Origin of the sequence: Streptomyces sp. NPDC002825 (assembly GCF_040295385.1) — a bacterium.
In the GTDB taxonomy this organism is placed as follows: domain Bacteria; phylum Actinomycetota; class Actinomycetes; order Streptomycetales; family Streptomycetaceae; genus Streptomyces.
In genome coordinates this window covers 381,204-399,523 of the sequence record NZ_JBEOVH010000001.1, presented here as the reverse complement: position 1 = coordinate 399,523, position 18,320 = coordinate 381,204, and the positions used below count along the sequence as shown (strand labels likewise).

The following is an 18,320-nucleotide window of genomic DNA, read 5'->3' as shown; positions in this document are numbered from 1 at the left end:
AGAGCGGCTCGCGGACACCCGCCGTACACCGTCGGGGCATAGGGTCCGTGCAGACGACACAGAGACGACGAAGTCAGGGTGGACATGAGCGACTTGGCGACCGGGGAGCGATCCGACGGGGCGGGCCCGGAGGGAGGCACTCCGGACGAGGACGCCCCGGCGTCCGGCCGCGCCCCGAAACGGCGCCGCCCCTTCTGGATCGAGCTGCCGTTCCTCGCCGGGATCGCGCTCGTCCTGGCCTTCCTGATCAAGACGTTCCTGCTCCAGGCGTTCCTGATCCCCTCCGGCTCGATGCAGAACACCCTCCAGGTGGACGACCGGGTCCTGGTCGACAAGCTCACCCCGTGGTTCGGCTCGGAACCGGACCGTGGCGAGGTCGTGGTCTTCCGCGACCCCGGCGACTGGCTGGCGGGACAGCCGGTGAAGCGGCCCACGACGGTCCAGAAGGCCCTGGGCTTCGTCGGGCTGATGCCGGCGGCGGACGAGAAGCACCTGATCAAGCGGGTCATCGGGGTGGCCGGCGACACGGTCGAGTGCGCGGGCGAGGGCCCCCTCAAGGTGAACGGCAAGCCGCTGACGGAGCCGTACGTCTTCGCGGGGAACACGGCGTGCAGCACGGACCCGGGCGGCCAGTTCAAGGTCACGGTGCCCGCCGGCAGCCTCTGGGTGATGGGCGACCACCGGCAGGCCTCGCAGGACTCCCGCTACCACCAGGAGGACCCGCGGGGCGGCATGGTGCCCCTGACGGACGTGGTGGGCCGCGCCGTCGTCGTGGCCTGGCCGATCTCCCACTGGTCGACCCTGCCGGTACCGGACACCTTCGAGCAGCCGGGCCTCGCCGACTGACGGAGCCGCAACGGCAGGCTGTGCAGGGGACGTTCCACATCACGGGACACACCCTGAGGGGAGCCCCTCGGCGATAGCCTGACGTCCGGTCAGTTCACCTGTCCCGGGGAGGGGGTTCCGCATGGCCGTGGCCATGTACCAGGCCGTCCAGCTCGCGCGGAAGAACGAGAAGCGGTACGAGAAGCTGCGCGCCCGCCGCGGAAAGCTCGACCGGCACATCGTGCAGGAGAGCGCGGCGCAGGAGGCGCAGCGGCAGGCCGCCTACGACCGGGCGCTCGTCCCCTTCCGGGACGCCTTCGAGCGGCTCAAGCGCGTGGACCTGGCCGAACTGTCCCCGGTGGAACCGGCCGGGCACGCGACCGCCGACGTCGAACTGCGGGAGATCCAGCGGCTCGCCGTGTCCGCGATCGGGTCGATCGTCGGCGGCGGAGCCACCGGAGCGGGCGTCGGCGCGGCCACGTACATGGCCGTCGGGGCCTTCGCCACCGCCTCCACCGGCACGGCCATCTCCGGGCTCTCCGGGGCCGCCGCGAGCAGCGCCACCCTGGCCTGGCTGGGCGGCGGTTCGCTCGCGGCGGGCGGCGGAGGGGTGGCCGCCGGGACGATGGTCCTGGCCGCGGCCGTCGCCGTCCCCGCGCTCCTCGCGACCGGCGTCCTCCTCGAATGGCGGGGCCGCTCCGCCCGCGAGGACCAGCAGAAGCTTGCCGAGGAGCTGGAGGCGGCGGAGTCCGAACTGACCGAGGCTCGCCGGACCCTGTCCGAGGTGTTCCGGCGCAGCCGGGAGATCCGCCTCGTCCTCAAGGACCTGTGCGCGGCCATGGAGGAGCGCCTTCCGGCCTTCGCGGAACTGGTCGCCGACCACGACGACTACGGCGCGTACGACGCGGGGCAGCGCGCCCGGGTCAAGGAGCTGTTCGACCTCGCCTGCACGACGGTCACGGTGATGGGGGCCCCGCCGGCCGGAGAGGACGGCCGGGTCACCGAGCTGTCCGGCCGCGTCGTCGCGGAGGCCCGCGCCCACCTGGCCGAACTGGCCGCCGCCGCATGAGCGGTACGTCTCTGCCGGGCGCCGCCGACCAGGCCGCCTGGACCGTCGCGGACGCCGCCACCCGCCGGCTGGCCGAGGCCACCGTCGAGACGCTGCGCACCCGGGAGACGGTGGAGCGGCTGGCGCGCCGGTACGTCAACATCGGCAACGCCCAGCGTGCCGGCCACCTCTTCGAGGTGCGGCACGCGCTCTCCTTCAACCAGAACGCGATCCGGGCCGGCGCCTCGGTCCGGGCCGTGGTCACGGAGTGGGCCGAGGGCGGCTCGCAGACGGCCGCGGCCGACCTGTGGCTCGTCGACCGGGGCCGGCTCGTGGGCCAGGCGCAGGCCAAGCTGATGGACGGCGTCCCGGGGACCGCGCACGGCCTGGCCCGGCCGCACTACGAGGGGATGACGCGGCTGGTGGCGGGCGACCGGGTCGCCGCCGTGGACAGCCTGCTCGAACGCCGGCTCACCCTGTCCCCCGAGGGCGTGAGGTTCGCCGACTACGCCGACGCCCACGCGCATCTCAGCGACCGGCTGACGCACGGGAACGTCACCTCCGACCCGGTCGACCTGGCCGACGCACACCGCTCGGCCCTCGACCCGGCGCGCTGGGCGCGCGGTGAGGCGGTACGGACGGCCGGCCGGGAGGCGGCGGCCGCGGCGGGGTCGGCGGCGGCGGTCGGCGGACTGGTCACCGGGGCCGTGTCCGCCGCCGGGCAGCTGGCGCGGGTGCGGGCGGGCGAGACCTCGGCCGCGGCGGCGGCCCTCACGGCGGCGGCTTCGGCGGCCCAGGGCGCGGCGCGGTCCGGGTCCGTCGCGGGCCTCGGCTCGGTGATCCGCACGGCGGCGCGGGCGGGGCGGCTGCCCGCGGTGCTGGGCGGTGGGGACCTGGCGTTCGCGACGGCAGGAGCCGCTTACGCGGTGGCGGAGGCGGGGGTGGCGCTGGCGCGCGGCCGGATCGACGCGGGCGAGTTCGCGTCCCGCAGCGCCCAGGCCACCCTGCAGACCGGCCTCGGCTGGGCCTGCGGGGCGGTGGCGCAGACGGTGATCCCGGTGCCGGTGGTCGGGGCCCTGGTGGGCGGCCTGGTCGGCCAGGCGGCCGGCACCCTGATCACCCAGGGCCTGCAGGCCGCCGTGGTGGCCGTCCGCGGCACGGGCGATCCGGGCGCGGAACTCCTGGAACGGGAACTGCTCACGGCCTCCCTGGCCACGGGCCTCCTGGGCACGGCGACGTCCGCCCTGGGTCCGAGGACCTACGCGTCGGCCGTCGTGCTCCCGGCCCTGGAAACCGCACGGAACCACCTCACGGGCCCCGACCCGGCGACGGCCCTGTCCGCCCTGTCGACCCTGACGGCGACGGAGTCCGGCCGCCCGGTCTTCCTGACCCCGGAGGAATTCGACGTCTGGATGTCCGACGAGGCCGCCCCGCTGACCCTCGACCCCAACTGGTGAGCGTCCGGGGCGGGTCGGCCATGCACGGTGATCACGCCGAGGCGTCCCGGCCGGCCTCCCTGTCGACGGACCCGCGGACAAGCCGCGCCGGTCGGCCTTTGGCCCACCACCGCCCGATCGCGCCCGTCACCGATCCTCGAGATCTCCGGCTGCAGCACCCGTGGCCTCACCGGCCGCTGCGCCGGCCAAGCGCGATAAACAACCGCGACCGCGCCGATTGAGGTTTATTTGAGCTTTCCGGCAACGGGATGTTGAACAGTTGACTAAAGCGACTCCGAAACGCCTTAGTAATACAGTTCGCCCAGGCCGATCGTTGCCCCTGCCGATCAATACATGTAGTGTTGTTCACGGCCCGGAGCAACTGACCATTGCGAACCGGGTCGAATGCGCAGGACCGAAGAGTGATGCTTTTCGTTACGGGGGTAATGGCAATGCACGGTGGCGATTCGGGCGGATACGGCGGCGGCGACAGCGGCTCCTCCGGCATCGCGGGCGCATCCGGTTCCAGCGGAGGCCCTGAGCAGAGTTACCGCGAAGACGTGCGGGGCTGGGCTCCCGTCTTCGGCATCTCGGCGGCCGTGATTGTCATCGGCCTGCTGATCGCCTTCCTCATCAAGTAAGCACAGGACCCGCTCCCCGCGTCGTGTTCGCGGGTCGAGCCCGGGTGCGCCGGAGACGGTTCGACGGATCGCCGTGCGACGAATCGATTCACCGCTCCCTCCCCGCCCCGACGGCTCCGGGCGTCGCTTGCTCGTCCATTTCCCTACGCGATTTCCCGCGCGCTTCCGCGCCTTTCGCGTAATTCAGCCTGCCCGGCACCCGCCATAAAGACGGCCGGGCTTTCTACGCCATATTCCTGCACCGCAGTCGAATATGGGTAATTCCGCGCCCTGGCGCGCACAGAAAGGGGGTGAAGAAGAAATGGAGAACACCACGGAGATCGTGGATGTCCACGAGGACATCGCCATCGAGGAGCTCGCCGACACCGCCGGCGCCGGCACCGCGTTCTGCATCGGTTCCGCGGGCTGCCCCAGCTCCGCCGGTACCGCGTCCAGCTTCGGCTGACGGATGACGCGTCCCACGGACACGCTCACCAGCACATGACCCACGTAACCCAGACGTGCGGCTCCGCCGCACACAGCGCAGAAAGGAGCTGAAAGCACCATGGAGAACGTTGAGATCGTCGAGGAGTTCGACGACATCGCCATCGAGGAGCTCGGTGACATGGCCGGCGCCGGTGGCACCACCAACACGGGTGGCACCTTCGGGTCGACGACCTGCCCCGCCTGCATCGGCACCGCCTTCAGCTGGAGCTGACCGACGGCCTCGTGCCCCCCACCGACCGGTGACGACCTGCCGGAAGGGAGGTGAACACAGTGAACGAGACCCTCAACGACGCCGACCTCGACCTCTTCGAGGACGTGGCGATCGAGGAGCTGTCCGACGCCAGCGGCGCGGGCTGGTGCGTCGGCTCGGCCGGGACCTTCGGCTGCCCGAGCTCTGCCGGTACGTACGGAACCACGACGTCGCACTGACCATGCACACCACTCGTCAAGGGGGAACCCGCATGAACCACGAGCAGCAGCTCGTGCAGGGCGACGACGCCCTGCTCGCCGAGGACATCGCGATCGAGGACCTGACCGACGCGACCGGAGGCAGCTTCTGCCTCGGCACCGTCGGCTGTGCCGGCTGCCCCAGCTCCGCGGGCACCGTCGGTACCGCCAGCTCGCACTGACGCGAGCACTGACGCGTCCGGCCGTCGCACGACGGATCCGGAAACGATCCCACGAAGGGAGGTGTGAACCATGACCGCTCTCGACACGATCAACGCCGAGATCGACACCGATGGCCTCGTCGCCGAGGACATCGCGATCGAGGAGCTGACCGAGGCCGGCGGCACGAACTGCTTCGGCACGCTCGGCTCCGCCGGCTGCCCGGTGTGCTTCGGCACGTACGGCTGCGCCACCTGACGCACCAGCGCCGGTGAGCGCACCAGGGCGCCGCGTCCCCGCCCGTCCGACGCAACCGGACGGGCGGGGCCGCGGTCCCCCATTCTCCGCCCAACACGTTCGACCGACCAGCCTTACGGGGGAATCCAGGCCATGCCGACCAGTGAGAGCGCGCGCCGGGTGTGGCGCTGGTTCGCCATGCGCGAGAACTGCGCCGAGGACAACACCGACCTCTTCGCCACCCTCGCGGTGGAGTCACCGGTCGTCCACTTCCCGGGGCTGTGGGTCGTCTCCCGCCACGATCTGGTCACCAAGCTCAGCAACCACCCCGCCTTCACCATGGTGAGCCCGGACTTCCCGGCCGAGATCCGCGAGGGAAACCCGGAGTTCACCGCGTTCTTCAGCCGCTCCATGTCCGTGCGCGCCCCGGAGGACCACCGTCGGCTCCGCGGCGTCCTCGCTCGGGAGTTCAGCGCTCGGAACATCGAGCGGTTGCGCGAGCGGATCGACACGATCGTGGACGGACTGCTCTCCCCGCGCGCCCACGGCGCGCCCTTCGACTTCGTCGCCGAGGTCGCCGTACCCCTGCCGTCCCTCGTCACCGCGGCGCTGCTCGGCCTGCCGGAGCAGGACTGGCCGCAGGTCACCCGTTGGGCGCGGGGGCTGCTCGCGCAGCTCGGGAAGTCATTCCCGGGCGTGGTGCAGACCGCCGACCCCATCTCCGTCACCGGATTCCGGGAGCTGCGCGCGTACGTCTCCGACACCGTCGACGCACGGCACGGCGGCGGCGAGGACGTCATCTCGCGGCTCAACCAGGCGGCCGTGGCGGGCCAGATGAGCCGCGACGAGGTCATCGACATGGTGCTGCTCCTCTTCATGACCGGAGTCGACACGGTCACCAGCGGCCTCACCAACGCCCTGGCCTGTCTGCTCACGCGGCCCGGCGACTGGCAGCGGGTCGTCGACGACCCCCAGCACTGCGCCGGACCCGCCTGGGCCGAGTCGCTCCGCCTGCTCACTCCCGTCACCTTCGGCGCCCGGATGGCCGCCGAGGACACCCACGTCGGGCCACTGCACTTCCGCGCCGGCGAGGTGGTGCTGCTCTCGTTCGCGGCGGCCAACCTCGACCCGCGCCGCTTCGAGGATCCGCTCGCCTTCCGCTGGGACCGCAACCAGAGCGCCTCCCTGGCCTTCGGGCACGGCGCCTACTTCTGTCTCGGCGCGGGGCTCGGCGGCCTCCAGGCCGAGGCGACGCTGAGCCGGCTCGCCCGGACCGGCGTCGAACTGGCCACTCCCGTCGACCGCCTGGACTGGCGCGCCGAGCTCACCTTCAACAGTCCCGCGGAACTTCCCGTTCGGGTGGGCACGGCGGCCGGCGAAACGGCCGTGGCTCGGGCAGCCGCGATCTCCGGCGCCGCGACCGAGGCCTCCGGATGAGCAGCCCGACGACCCTCACACGGCGCGTCCGGCCCGTACGGACCCGGCACGTCCGGCAGGTCGAGGAGGCCGACTGCGGGGCCGCGTGTCTCGCCGCCGTGCTGTCCTGGCACGGACGTCATGTGCCGTGGCCCGAGCTGCGCGCCGTGTGCGGCGGCGGCCGGGACGGGCTCACGGCGGCCACGCTGGTGCGGGCCGCCGCCCACTACGGCCTGAAGGGCGCGGGGAAGCGGGTCAGGCTGTCCGGCGACGACCGTGCCGACGCGCGGGCGCTACGGGGCCTGCCGACGCCCGCGATCCTCTTCGTGGGAGGCAACCACTTCGTGGTCCTCGACGAGGTCGGCGAAGCCGGCGAGGTGCGGCTCAACGACCCGGCCGCCGGCCGCCGCCGACTGACCGTCACCGAATTCCGCGCCCTGTTCAGCGGCATCGCGCTCGTCTTCGAACCGACCCCGGACTTCCGGCCCGGCGGCGCGCCCGAGCGGCTGCGCACGCACGTGCGGGCCTGGCTGGCTCCACACACCGGCCTGCTCGTCGCCGCCGCCGTGGCGGGCACCGCCATGTCGCTCGCGGCGCTCGGCACCGCGCTGCTGCTGCGCACCCTGATGACGGCCTGGGCCGATCCCGCCGCGGACGCGCCCGCCTGGCCGCTGTGGGCGATGGCCGGGGCGGCCGGCGCCCTCCTCGGCCTCGGCTGGCTGCAGAGCCGGCTGCAGTCGGCGCTGCTCGGGGCCGTCTCCCGGCGCCGCTCCCAAGAGTTCGTCCGCACCCTGCTGCGACTGCCCCCGGCCTTCTTCCAGCGGCGTTTCACCGCCGGGATCGCGGCCCGGGTGCAGATCGCGGACACCCTGGCCAACCAGCTCACCACCTTCGCCGTGCCCGTGCTGGGCGCCACCGTCACCCTGCTCGTGATGGCCGGGGCGCTGCTGTGGCTCGCGCCCGGCCTCGCGCTGCTCGCCTTCCTGGGGACGGGTCTCGCGCTCTTCGTGTCCCGGCGCTCCTCGGTCGAGGAGGAGGAACGGCAGAGCCACGCTCTGGCCGAACAGGCGGCCCGTGAAGGCGATCTGATGACCGGCCTCGGCATGCTCGACACGCTCAAGGCGGAGGCCGGTACGTCCGGACTGCTCGATCGCTGGCAGGGCGGCCACGCCCGCGGCCTGCTCACCGAGCACGCGTCCACGGCCGCGGCGCAGCGCGCCCACGGCGCGGTGACCGCCGTCAACGCGGCCGTGTCCGCGGGTGTGGTGATCCTCGGCGCGTTCCACGTGCGCGACGGGCAGCTGCCGTTCCCCGATCTGATGGCCGTGATCCCCCTGGTCGGTGTCTTCCAGGCGGCGGCAGCCGTCCTCGGCGGGGGCGCGCTGCGGGCCGGGGCGCTGCGCGGCGGTTTCGCGGCCTACGCGGACGTCGTCGCGGAAGCCCCGCAGGCCGGTGACGCGCGGACGGAGAAGACGGTGCACCGGAAGCACACCGGCCCGGGGCGGCTCGCCGTGCGCGATCTCGTCTTCGGCTACGACATCAACCGGCCGCCGCTCGTCACGGGCGTCGGCTTCGACCTGGAACCCGGTGAGCGGCTGGTCGTCGTCGGCTCCTCCGGGAGCGGCAAGTCGACCCTCGCGCGCCTGCTCACCGGCGGTGCCGAGCCGTGGGCCGGGTCACTGACTCTGGACGGCGCGGACGTCGCCGCGCTTGGACCCGGCACGATCGGATACGTCAGCCAGCACCCGGTGTTCTTCGAGGGGACCGTCGCCGAGAACATCACCTTCGGCGACGCGACCGTCCCCGCCGAACGCGTCGACGAGGCCCTGCGGATCGCCTGTCTCCACGAGGTGGTCGCCCGCCGCGGCGGGGCCCGGCAAGCCCATGTGGCCGCGGGTGCGCGGAACTTCTCCGGTGGGGAGCGCCAGCGGCTCGCGCTCGCCCGTGCCCTGTGCCGGCGGCCGGCGCTGCTCGTGCTCGACGAGGCCACCAGCGCACTGGAGGCCCCGCTCGCCGCCCGGGTCGACACCCTGCTGCGCGCCTCGGGCACGACGACCGTGACCGTCGCCCACCGTCTCGACACGGTCCGCGCGGCCGACCTCGTGCTCGTGCTCGACGCGGGACGGCCGGATCAGTACGGGCGGCACGGCGAACTGGCCGAGGCGCCGGGCTCGTACCGCACGCTCCTGGAGACGGTCCGATGACGGTCTCCACCGCCCCGGGTGCGGCCTCCGAGGCCGTCCCGGAGACCTCCGACTGGGCCGCGTACCGGCACGCCCTCCGCCCGCTCCTGATCGCGCTCGGCGCCTCGCCCGAGGCCCTTCCCGCCGAGCCGCCGCCCGGTGCGGATCCGGTCGCGCTCGCGGTGGCCCGCTGCGGTGTCCGCGCCCAGCGCGCGCCACTCGCCGAGGCGCTGACCTGGCGGCCCGGGAACCCGGTGCTCGCCCTGCGCGGCGACCTGCCGGTGGCACTGCTGCCCGCCCCTCGTGGGCGCCGGCTGCTCCAGGCCCCGGGTCACGGCGCACCGCGCCCGCTCACGCGGGCCGATGTCGCCGGGTGCGCGGAGACGGCCTGGGTGCTGCACCGCCGTCTGCCCCTGGCGGGGAGCGTCCGCGGCCGGCTGCTGCGCCACGCGCTGCACGGCGCCGGCCCGGCTGTCGCCGCCACCGTCACGACCGGTCTGCTCGCGGCCGTCGCCGCCTTCGCGGTGCCGATCGGCTCGCTGCTGCTGCTCACCGCCGTACTGGGCGGGGACGACGCCCTCTTCGGCTGGGCGTGCGCTGCCGTCGCCACGGCCGTGCCGCTGGGCTGGTTGCTCGGCGAGCTCCGCGACCGTGCCTCGGCCCGGCTGCAGACCTCCGCGCAGGGTGCCGTGGAACCCGCCGTGTGGGATCACGTGCTGCGCCTGCCGCTGCCGTTCCTGCGCGGCTACCCGCCCGCCCGGCTGCTGCATCACGCGGGCGGTGTCGGCCGGCTGCGCGGCCTGTTGGGAGCCTCGGGCCTGGATGCGCTGCTCGGCGCGGTGTTCTCCGCGGTCGGCGTCGGCCTGCTCATGGCCGTCGACGTCGTCCTCGGCCTGGCCGCCGTGGTGGTGTCGCTGCTGCTCCTGGCCTTGGTTGCCTGGCTGTCCTGGCGCCAGCAGAAGCACGACCTGCGGGTGTACGACGCCGTGGAGGACGTCCAGGCCGCCATGTACCCGGCGCTGCTCGGCATCGAGGAGGTCCGCGCCTACGGGGCCGGAGACCTCGTCGTACGGCGCTGGCAGCGAGTGTTCGACGAGCAGAAGCGGGCCGACGAGGCGGGGCTGCGGTACGCGGAGGCGGCTGCGGGGATGATCGCGGCCACTCTGCCGCTGATGCTCGCGGTCCTGCTGCCCGTCGCCCTGTGGCGACAGGCGGGTGCCCACGGCCTGTGGGCGTCGTCCTTCGCCGCCGTCCAGCTCAACCTGGCGCTCGGGCGGCTGCCCTCGATCCTGCAGGCGGCTTTCTCGGTGCGCACCACCCACGCGCGGCTCGTGCCGTTGCTGACCGCGGCCCCGGAGTCCGGGACCGGAAGCGGGCTCTCCCGTCCGCTCTCCGAGCCGCTCTCCGGCCGGTTCGAGCTGCGGAGGGTGACCTTCGGGTACGAGGACGGCGCGGCGCCCGTGCTGAACGGGCTCGACCTGGCCGTCGGCCCCGGCGAGTTCCTGGCCGTGGTCGGGGAGTCCGGTGCCGGCAAGTCCACCCTGCTGCGGCTGCTGCTCGGCCTGGACGCCCCGGGCTCCGGCAGTGTGCTGTTCGACGGGCGGGACCTGCGGGAGCTCGACCTGGACTCCGTACGCCGGCAGATCGGGTACGTGCCGCAGGACACCAAGGTGCTGCGCGGCGACGTCCGGTCCGTGATCCTCGGCACGCATGCCGGGACCGGGGCCGGGTTCGGCGACGCCGAGGTATGGCGGGCCGCCCGGCTCGCCGGGATCGCCACCGACATCGCTGCGCTGCCGATGGGACTGGACACCCGGCTCACCGACGGGCACACGGGCCTCTCCGGCGGGCAGCTGCAACGGCTCCTGATCGCCCGCGCCCTGGTCGGCGCGCCCGGGTTGCTGCTCCTAGACGAGGCGACGAGCGCCCTCGACAGCGCGACCCAGGACGGGATCAGCGAGGCGATCGGCGCGCTCGGCATCACCCGGGTCGTCGTCGCCCACCGGCTGAGCACCATCCGGCGCGCCGACCGGATCGTGGTCGTCGCCGACGGACGCGTCGCGGAATCGGGGGACTTCGACTCCTTGCTGGCCGCGGGCGGCCGCTTCGCGCGGCTGGTCGCGGACTCCCTCACGTGACGCCGGTCCCTCACGCGGCCGCACCGCGCGGCGCTCAAGCAGTCAAGCACTCAAGCACTCAAGCACTCACTCAAGGCTTCACGCAGGAAAGAAGAAAGGCACAGGGTATGGGGACAACGACCAGGTTCAAGCGGTTCGTGCTGAGCACGACCGTCGACGGCGACGGGGTGTACCTGACCACCGAGCGCTCGGGGCAGATCCGTCTCGAGGGCCGGATGATCGAACTGATGGCCCCGCTCCTGCAGGGCGGCCACAGCCGTGACGACATCGTGCGGGCGCTGGCGGAGGAGTTCCCCGCCGCCCGCGTGGAGCGCGCGCTGGACAAGCTCGTCGCCGCCGGCCACGTCGTGGAGGCGGACGCCGCCGTCGACCCGAGGGCGGCCGGCTACTGGGAGCTGCTCGGCGTCGACGGCGACCGGGCCGCGCGGGGCGAGGGCGGCGGCAGCGTCGACGTCGTGACGGTCGGCGAGGTGGAACGGTCCTGGTTCGAGGAGGCCGCTCGGCAGTACGGCGTCCGGATCGCCGACGCCGCCGAGAGCGCCCTGACCGTGGTGGTCACCGACGACTTCCTGCGGCCCGAGCTCGCCGAGCTCAACCGGCAGGCGCTGAAGAGCGGAAAGCCGTGGCTGGCGGTCAAGCCCGTCGGCTCCATGGTGTGGGTCGGCCCGGTGTTCCGGCCCGGAGCCGGCGCCTGTTACGAGTGCCTGCGCATCCGCCTGGCGAACAAGCACATGCTGACCTCTTACCTGCGCCAGCGCGGGGTGCTCACCGGGCCGCTGGTCAACTCGGTCACCGATCTGCCCGGCACCGTCCGCATCGGCACCGGCATGGCGGCGCTCGAGGCGGCCAAGTTCCTTGCCGGCGCGACCGGTTCAGGACAGCTGGAGGTCCCGCGCGACCAGGTGGTCTCCTTCGACACGCTCACCCTGAAGACCGAGCACCACCCGGTCGGCCGACGCCCGCAGTGCCCGGAGTGCGGCGATCCCGACCTGCAGGCGGCCCGGCAGCGTGCCCCGCTGGAGCTCACGAGCCGCGGCAAGGCCGCGGCCACCGACGGCGGCCACCGGGCGAAGAACCCACAGGAGTTCCTCGACACCTTCCAGCACCTGGTCAGCCCGATCAGCGGCCCGGTCAGCAGCCTGGTCAAGGTGCCGCTCGACGTGGAGGGCCTGCACACGTACACCGCGGGCCAGAACTTCGCCGTGCCGATGTCCAACGCGGCCGACCTGCGGGCCGGACTGCGCAGCGCCAGCTCCGGCAAGGGCATCAGTGACCTGCAGGCCCGGGCGAGCGCGCTGGGCGAGGCGATCGAGCGCTACTCGGGCGTCTTCCACGGCGACGAGGCCCGCATCACTGCCAGCTACGCCGAGCTGGGACCCGCGGACGCCATCGAGCCCAACGCGCTCCACCAGTACAGCGACGCCCAGTTCGCCCAGCGCGACGAGTGGAACGCGCGGCCTTCGCACTTCCACTGGGTGACGCAGAAAATGGACCCGGAACAGCAGGCCGAGTGGTCGCCGGTCTGGTCGCTCACCGAGCAGCGGCACAAGTACCTGCCGACGTCCGCCCTCTACTTCTCGTACGCCAACGAGAAGCGGCTCTACAACGCGGGCGCCAACTCCAACGGCTGCGCAGCCGGCACCACCCTCGAGGACGCGATCCTGCAGGGCTTCTTCGAACTGGTCGAGCGGGACAGCGTCGCCATGTGGTGGTACCACCGGCTGCGGATGCCGAGGATCGACCTGGACAGCTTCGACGACCCGTACTTCCGGCAGTGGCAGCAGCGCTACCGCTCCCTGAACCGGGAGACGTGGGTCCTCGACGTCACCAACGACCTCGGCATCCCCACCGTCGTCGCCGTCTCCTACCGCACCGACAAGCCCGCACAGGACATCCTGTTCGCGCTCGGCTCGCACTTCGACGTCCGGATCGCCATCGGCCGGGCCCTGTCGGAGATGAACCAGTTCCTGCCCGCCGTGATCGGCATGAAGGCGGACGGCACCGGCCGGTACGCGTACGACGACCCGGACCAGCTGCAGTGGTGGCGCACGGCCACCATGGACAGCCAGCCCTATCTGCTGCCCGCCGACGGCGCCGTGCGCACCGCCGCCGACTACGTCCCGCACCTCTCGGACGACCTGCGCGACGACGTGCTGCGCGCCCAGAAGACCGTCGAGGACAAGGGCCTGGAGATGCTCGTCCTCGACCAGACCCGCGTCGACATCGGGCTGCCCGTGGCCAGGGTCATCGTCCCCGGGATGCGGCACTTCTGGCCGCGCTACGCGCCCGGCCGGCTCTATGACGTTCCGGTCGAGCTGGGCTGGCTCGACCGGAAGCCGACCGAGTCCGACCTCAACCCGATTGCGATGTTCCTGTGACGATCACCAGTGACACCACGCACACCCCGCTCACCGAGGGCGTCGTCTTCCGCCAGGGCGTCGTCTGCGAGGACCGGGACACCACCGTCCTGCTCGGCCTGCGCAACCAGACCGGCTACCGGCTCACGCACGTGACCGGAGGCATCGTGGCCCTGCTGCACCGGCTCACCCGGGAAGCGGTGCCCGCGGACGCGCTCGGCGCCGGCCTCGACGAGCGGGAGCTGCGTCAGCTGCCGCGCCTCCTGGAGCGCATCGCGCCGTTCCTGGCCCGGGCCCAGTTGCTCGGCGACACCCCGCTGATCTCCGTCGAGGCGACAGCGCCCGGCGCCCCGTACCGGGCGGTGGCGGTCGGCGCGGACGATCCGGTGCGGCTCTCGAAGTTCACGCTGCTGCGCCGCCGCGAGGGCGCTCTGGTCCTGGAGACGCCCCTGACGGCCTTCCGGTGCGTGGTCCGTACGCCGGCCGCCGCCGCGGTGGTGAGTGCGCTCGCCGAGACCGGCAGCGCCACCGCGCTCGGCTCCGCCGGCCTGCCCGCGGACGGGGTCGCCGAACTGCTCGGGCACCTCGTCGGGGCCGGGTTCGCCGACCTCGGTGTGCGGGACGGCGACGGATCCGGGGCGCGTTTCCCGGCCGACGACGACGAAGTGCTGCGCCAGTGGGACGTCCACGACCTGTACTTCCACTCGCGCAGCCGGCTCGGCCGGACCGACGAGCCGTACGGCGGGCGCTTCCCGCACGTCGGCACCATCGAGCCGCTGCCGCCCGTGCGCCCCGCCCACGCCGGTGAGCCGGTCGCGCTGCGCCGCCCGAAGCTCGACGACATCCTGTCCCGGGACCCCAGCCTGATCGCCGCGATGGAGGGCCGCCAGTCGATCCGCGGTTACGGTGAGAAGCCGCCGCACATCGACCAGTTGGCCGAGTTCCTCTACCGCGTCGCGCGCGTTCGCGGCGTCTACGGTCCCCGCCCGGACCAGAAGATGCCGTACGCGGGCTCCACCCGGCCGTACCCGTGCGGCGGCGCCGCCTACGAGCTGGAGCTGTACCTCACCGTCCGCCGCTGCGAGGGCCTCGACGCGGGCGTCTACCACTACGACGCCCAGGAGCACGCGCTGCGCCTGGTCAACGCCGACGCGGAGACCCGGGGGCGGCTTCTCGACCTGGCCTCGCTGTCCACCGGCGGCGAGGCGGTGCCGGACGTGCTGATCACGGTGACGTCCCGCTTCCAGCGCCTGTCATGGAAGTACCAGTCGATCGCGTACGCGGTCACCCTCAAGCACGTCGGCGTGCTCTACCAGACGATGTACCTGGTCGCGACCGCCATGGGCCTGGCCGCGTGCGGTCTGGGCAGCGGGAACTCCGAACTCGCCGAGCGCGCCTTCGGTCTCGACCCGCTGAGGGAGTCCGCCGTCGGCGAGTTCATCCTCGGCAGCGCGCCGGAAGTCCGGCCCGAGCCGGAGAGCGCGCGGGGCGCCGTCGACTGGCGGCCCGGCCTCGACCCGCAGTGGCAGCAGGACGTCCGCCGCCTGCTGCCCTGACCGAACCCCGAACACGCCCCGGCCGAACGGACGTCGGCCGCACACACACCGGCCGGACCACACACAACGGCCCTGACGAGAGGAATCCCACCGGTGACGGAGATCGCGCCCCTGATCGTGTCCCGTGTCTGCGGGCTGCCCGCCGCCGCCGTGGACGCGCTGCGGGCCGAGGGGACCGTCACGGGCGTACGGCGGGCGCTCGACGCCCAGGAGCGGGCCCGGCGGCTCGCCGAACCCCTCGGCGACGCGCTGCACGCCCTGGTGCCCCGGCCCGACCTGGACGGCCGGACCCGCCGGACCGTGCTGCGGCTGCGCCGGGACGTCCACAACCTGCGGACGGGCCCGGGCACGCGGACGGCGGCCGGCCTCGTCACAGGGCTGCTCGACGCGGAGCCGGCGCGGCTGCTCGCCGACTGGCAGGACGCGCTGACGGTCGGCGAGACGGCGCTGCGGGAGGCCCGCGAGGCGTCCGGGCCCGAACTGGAGGCCGCCGGGCGAGCCCTGCTCGGCGCGCTGCGCACGCCGTCGGTGGCCCGGGGCTTGGCCCTGGCCAGCCCCGACTTCACCCGGGAGCTGCTGAAGCACCCCGAGGACGGCGCGCCTTCGTGGGACTCCCGGCTCGCCCGTACGGCGACGGCCTATCTGACCCGTACGGCGCTGAAACCCAGCCCCTTCGGCACCCTCACCACCGTCGGGGTCGACGGGACCGGCGATTCCGGTGCCCGCCACGCGGTCTCCTCCTCCCGGGCCGCCGCCCTGCACCTGTTGCACACCTGGGCCGCCGCGCCCGGTGCCCCGGACCGGATCCGGCTGCTGCCGCATCCCGGTGTCCGGGACGGCCGCGCCGCGCTGCCCCTGTACTGCCACGCGGGAGGCGTGTTCCTGCGCGAGGACGAGATCACCGACGTGTCGGCGGCCCGGCGGTTGTGGTCGGACCTGCCGGCCGGACCCGTGTCACCGGAGGAGGCTGCCCGGCTCCTCGGCACGGGCCCGGAGGAGATCGCCCGGCTCGTCGCCATGGGACTGTTGCTGCCGGTGACGCCCTGGGCGCTGCCGGACGGGCGGCACTTCACCGCGCTCGCCGAGTCGGCCGGCCCCGTCCGGGACCTGGTCGCCGACGCCGTACGGGTCCTCGCGGACGCCGAGGCGTGCCTCGGTCCGGACACGGGCTCGGCCGAGCGGGCGGCGGCGACCGTGCGGGCCCGCACCGCCCTGGTCGACGCCTACGCCGCCCTGCGCCGCCGCCCGCCGGACTGGCTGCCGTCGGCCGGCCTGCTGCACGAGGCCGTCGCCCACGGACCGGAGGACGGCGCGCCGCTCGGCCCGCACGCACGGGAACGGCTGCGCGAGCTGGGTGCCGGACTACACGGCTGGGTGCGCAGGTCGGCGCTCTACGACCGGATGGTCGCGGAGTTCGTACGGCGGTACGGCGCCGGCGGCAGCCATGACCTGCTCGGCTTCTGCTACGACTTCCTCACCGCCGACCCGTTCCGGTCCACGACGACCGGCACCCGCGAGCAGGTCGCCCCGGCCCCCCGGACACCTCACGGGCACGGCACGCTGGCGGCGCCCGCGCAGACGGTGTTCTTCCAGACCGCGGACGATCTGCTCGTGGTGAACCGGGTCCACAGCGGCTTCAGCGGGATGGTCGCGCGCTGGGCCGCGATCCCCTCGCTGCACGACCGGATCGACACGGCGATCACCGAGTGGACGGGCGCCCTGCACCCCGGCTGCCGGGTGTACCAGCTGTCGGCGCACGCCGACTGGATCGAGTTCCAGCGGCCCGCCGTGCGCGGTCCGCAGCGCGTTGGCTGGGGCCCCGAACTGGCCGAACACGGCCGCGACGCACAGGATCTACGCGGCTTCGCCCTCGCCCACGACCCGGCCACCGGCACCCTCCAGGCCACCGCGCCGGACGGGCACCCCGCGGCCTTCGCCTACCTCGGCGCCGTACCGCCCCGGTCTTTGCACGGCGTCGACCGACTCCTGGCCACCCTCAGCGACCCGTGGACGCTGGCCGGGCCGGCCGCGGCCGGCGACGGCAGCGGCTGCCAGCCGCGGCTCCAGCGGGGAGGGATCGTGCTGCGCCGCGCCACCTGGGAGTTCCCGCCCGACCGGGTGCCCGTGCCGGACCGGCGGCAGCCGCCCGTGGACTTCCTCGTGGCCGCGGAGCGCTGGCGCCGCGAACAGGAGCTGCCCGAGGAGGTGTTCCTCACCCAGGTCTCCCCCGGACAGCACCACAAGCCCCAGTGGGTCGGCTTCGCCCACCCGCACTCCGTCTGGTCCGCGTTCCGCCGGATCGACTCCACCACCACGGCCGTCCGCCTCACCGAGGCCCTCCCCGCCCGCCGGCAGCACCCCACGGCGCCCGGAGCCGACGGAGGACCTCGCGCCACCGAATACATCGCCCTGCTGCGCCAGGCCGCCCCTCTTCAGGACACGTGATGACCGATCGGCACGACCGGACCGACTGGCTCTACTACCGCGTCTACGTCGCGAGCATCCCCGAGATCCGCCACCTGGTCGAGGAGGTTGTGGCCCCCGCCGTGGGGGAGTTCACCGCCGACGACCCCGAACTGCACTGGTTCTTCCTGCAGTACGTCGACCTGGTCGGCCTCCAGCTGCGGCTGCGGCTGCGCGGCACCCCCGAGCGGCTGGCGGCGTACGAGCGCGTCCTCGACCCCGCCTTCGACACGGCGCTCGACCGGCTCGCGTCCGGCGCCGCACCCGTACCCGCTCCCCCTCCCGGTCCGTTCCCCGCGCGCCGTGCGGCCGTCAAACGGCTGTACGAGCCGGAGTTCGACAAGTTCGGGGGGCCGGCCGGTGTGGCCCTGGCCGAGCGACTCATGCGGCGCGGCAGCGAGACGGCGCTGCGCTGCTCCGGCCCGCGCCACCGGGCGGCCCGCACGGCGATCGCCGCCGCCCACACCTGGCTGGTCGTGTCCCGGCTGCCCGAGGGCGAGCGCACCGCATTCCTGCACCAGTACGCGTGGTACTGGTCGGGGCGCGGTCTGCGCGACGCCCCGCCGGGCCGTCCGCTGCCCCGGCTCGCCCACGACGACCCGGCGGCGCACCGGCGCGCCGCGATCCTGCGGGCCAAGGTCGCGCAGGTGCTCGCCGATCCGGTTCTCGGACCCGAACTCACCGCGTACGCGGACGGCTTCTGGCAGATCGTGCACGAGGCGGGCCTGGCACGCCCCGACTATCTGACCGCCTTCCACCACATCCATCTGATGAACAACCGGCTCGGGGCCGTGCCGGGCGAGGAGATGCAGATCGCCCGGCTGCTGTGGCTGGACCGGCTGGCCGCGCCCGTACCGACTGCCGGTGCATGACGAATGTCATGCACGGACCCGTGCGGAACGCACCCGAAGCTCGTGAGATCGCTCCC

General features: G+C 73.6%; 16 protein-coding genes. All 16 read left to right on the top strand.

From position 1 onward, the window contains the following. Positions 1–84: 84 nt before the first annotated feature. A complete protein-coding gene (gene lepB, locus ABT041_RS01870; RefSeq protein ID WP_351177326.1) occupies positions 85–846 on the top strand; it encodes a signal peptidase I in 762 nt (253 codons plus the stop codon). A gap of 121 nt (positions 847–967) precedes the next feature. Next, a complete protein-coding gene (locus ABT041_RS01865) occupies positions 968–1,894 on the top strand; it encodes a hypothetical protein (RefSeq protein ID WP_351177323.1) in 927 nt (308 codons plus the stop codon). Further along, entirely contained in the window at positions 1,891–3,330 is a 1,440-nt protein-coding gene (locus ABT041_RS01860) for a hypothetical protein (protein WP_351177320.1), read from the top strand. Before ABT041_RS01865 ends, ABT041_RS01860 begins: the two co-directional genes overlap by 4 nt. A gap of 431 nt (positions 3,331–3,761) precedes the next feature. Next, a complete protein-coding gene (locus tag ABT041_RS01855) occupies positions 3,762–3,950 on the top strand; it encodes a hypothetical protein (protein WP_351177317.1) in 189 nt (62 codons plus the stop codon). Positions 3,951–4,251: 301 nt separating this feature from the next. Continuing rightward, entirely contained in the window at positions 4,252–4,395 is a 144-nt protein-coding gene (locus ABT041_RS01850; RefSeq protein ID WP_351177314.1) for a thiocillin family RiPP, read from the top strand. A 99-nt stretch (positions 4,396–4,494) separates the two neighbouring features. After that, positions 4,495–4,647, top strand: a complete 153-nt coding sequence (locus tag ABT041_RS01845) for a RiPP peptide (RefSeq protein ID WP_351177311.1) — start codon at positions 4,495–4,497, stop codon at positions 4,645–4,647. Between the two features lie 59 nt (positions 4,648–4,706). Continuing rightward, entirely contained in the window at positions 4,707–4,865 is a 159-nt protein-coding gene (locus tag ABT041_RS01840; protein WP_143687330.1) for a thiocillin family RiPP, read from the top strand. A gap of 32 nt (positions 4,866–4,897) precedes the next feature. Continuing rightward, positions 4,898–5,065 carry a thiocillin family RiPP gene (locus ABT041_RS01835; protein WP_351177307.1) on the top strand — a complete coding sequence of 56 codons (168 nt, stop codon included), beginning with the start codon at positions 4,898–4,900 and terminating at the stop codon, positions 5,063–5,065. 70 nt (positions 5,066–5,135) lie between these two features. After that, positions 5,136–5,300 (top strand): thiocillin family RiPP, encoded by a 165-nt coding sequence (locus ABT041_RS01830; protein WP_351177304.1) that lies wholly within the window; start codon positions 5,136–5,138, stop codon positions 5,298–5,300. Positions 5,301–5,432: 132 nt separating this feature from the next. Then, positions 5,433–6,716, top strand: a complete 1,284-nt coding sequence (locus tag ABT041_RS01825; protein ID WP_351177301.1) for a cytochrome P450 — start codon at positions 5,433–5,435, stop codon at positions 6,714–6,716. Then, positions 6,713–8,899 carry an ATP-binding cassette domain-containing protein gene (locus tag ABT041_RS01820; RefSeq protein ID WP_351177298.1) on the top strand — a complete coding sequence of 729 codons (2,187 nt, stop codon included), beginning with the start codon at positions 6,713–6,715 and terminating at the stop codon, positions 8,897–8,899. The genes ABT041_RS01825 and ABT041_RS01820 overlap by 4 nt, the downstream gene beginning before the upstream one ends. After that, complete coding sequence (locus ABT041_RS01815; RefSeq protein ID WP_351177295.1) at positions 8,896–11,016, top strand: ATP-binding cassette domain-containing protein; 2,121 nt, start codon at positions 8,896–8,898, stop codon at positions 11,014–11,016. Before ABT041_RS01820 ends, ABT041_RS01815 begins: the two co-directional genes overlap by 4 nt. A gap of 107 nt (positions 11,017–11,123) precedes the next feature. After that, entirely contained in the window at positions 11,124–13,394 is a 2,271-nt protein-coding gene (locus tag ABT041_RS01810; RefSeq protein WP_351177292.1) for a TOMM precursor leader peptide-binding protein, read from the top strand. Further along, positions 13,391–14,929 carry a SagB/ThcOx family dehydrogenase gene (locus ABT041_RS01805; RefSeq protein WP_351177289.1) on the top strand — a complete coding sequence of 513 codons (1,539 nt, stop codon included), beginning with the start codon at positions 13,391–13,393 and terminating at the stop codon, positions 14,927–14,929. The genes ABT041_RS01810 and ABT041_RS01805 overlap by 4 nt, the downstream gene beginning before the upstream one ends. Positions 14,930–15,022: 93 nt before the next feature. After that, positions 15,023–17,374, top strand: a complete 2,352-nt coding sequence (locus tag ABT041_RS01800; RefSeq protein ID WP_351177286.1) for a hypothetical protein — start codon at positions 15,023–15,025, stop codon at positions 17,372–17,374. Continuing rightward, the gene (locus ABT041_RS01795) at positions 17,374–18,264 is read left to right on the top strand and encodes a lantibiotic dehydratase C-terminal domain-containing protein (RefSeq protein WP_351177283.1); all 891 of its coding nucleotides are present in this window, start codon (positions 17,374–17,376) and stop codon (positions 18,262–18,264) included. The genes ABT041_RS01800 and ABT041_RS01795 overlap by 1 nt, the downstream gene beginning before the upstream one ends. The last annotated feature ends 56 nt before the right edge of the window (positions 18,265–18,320 follow it).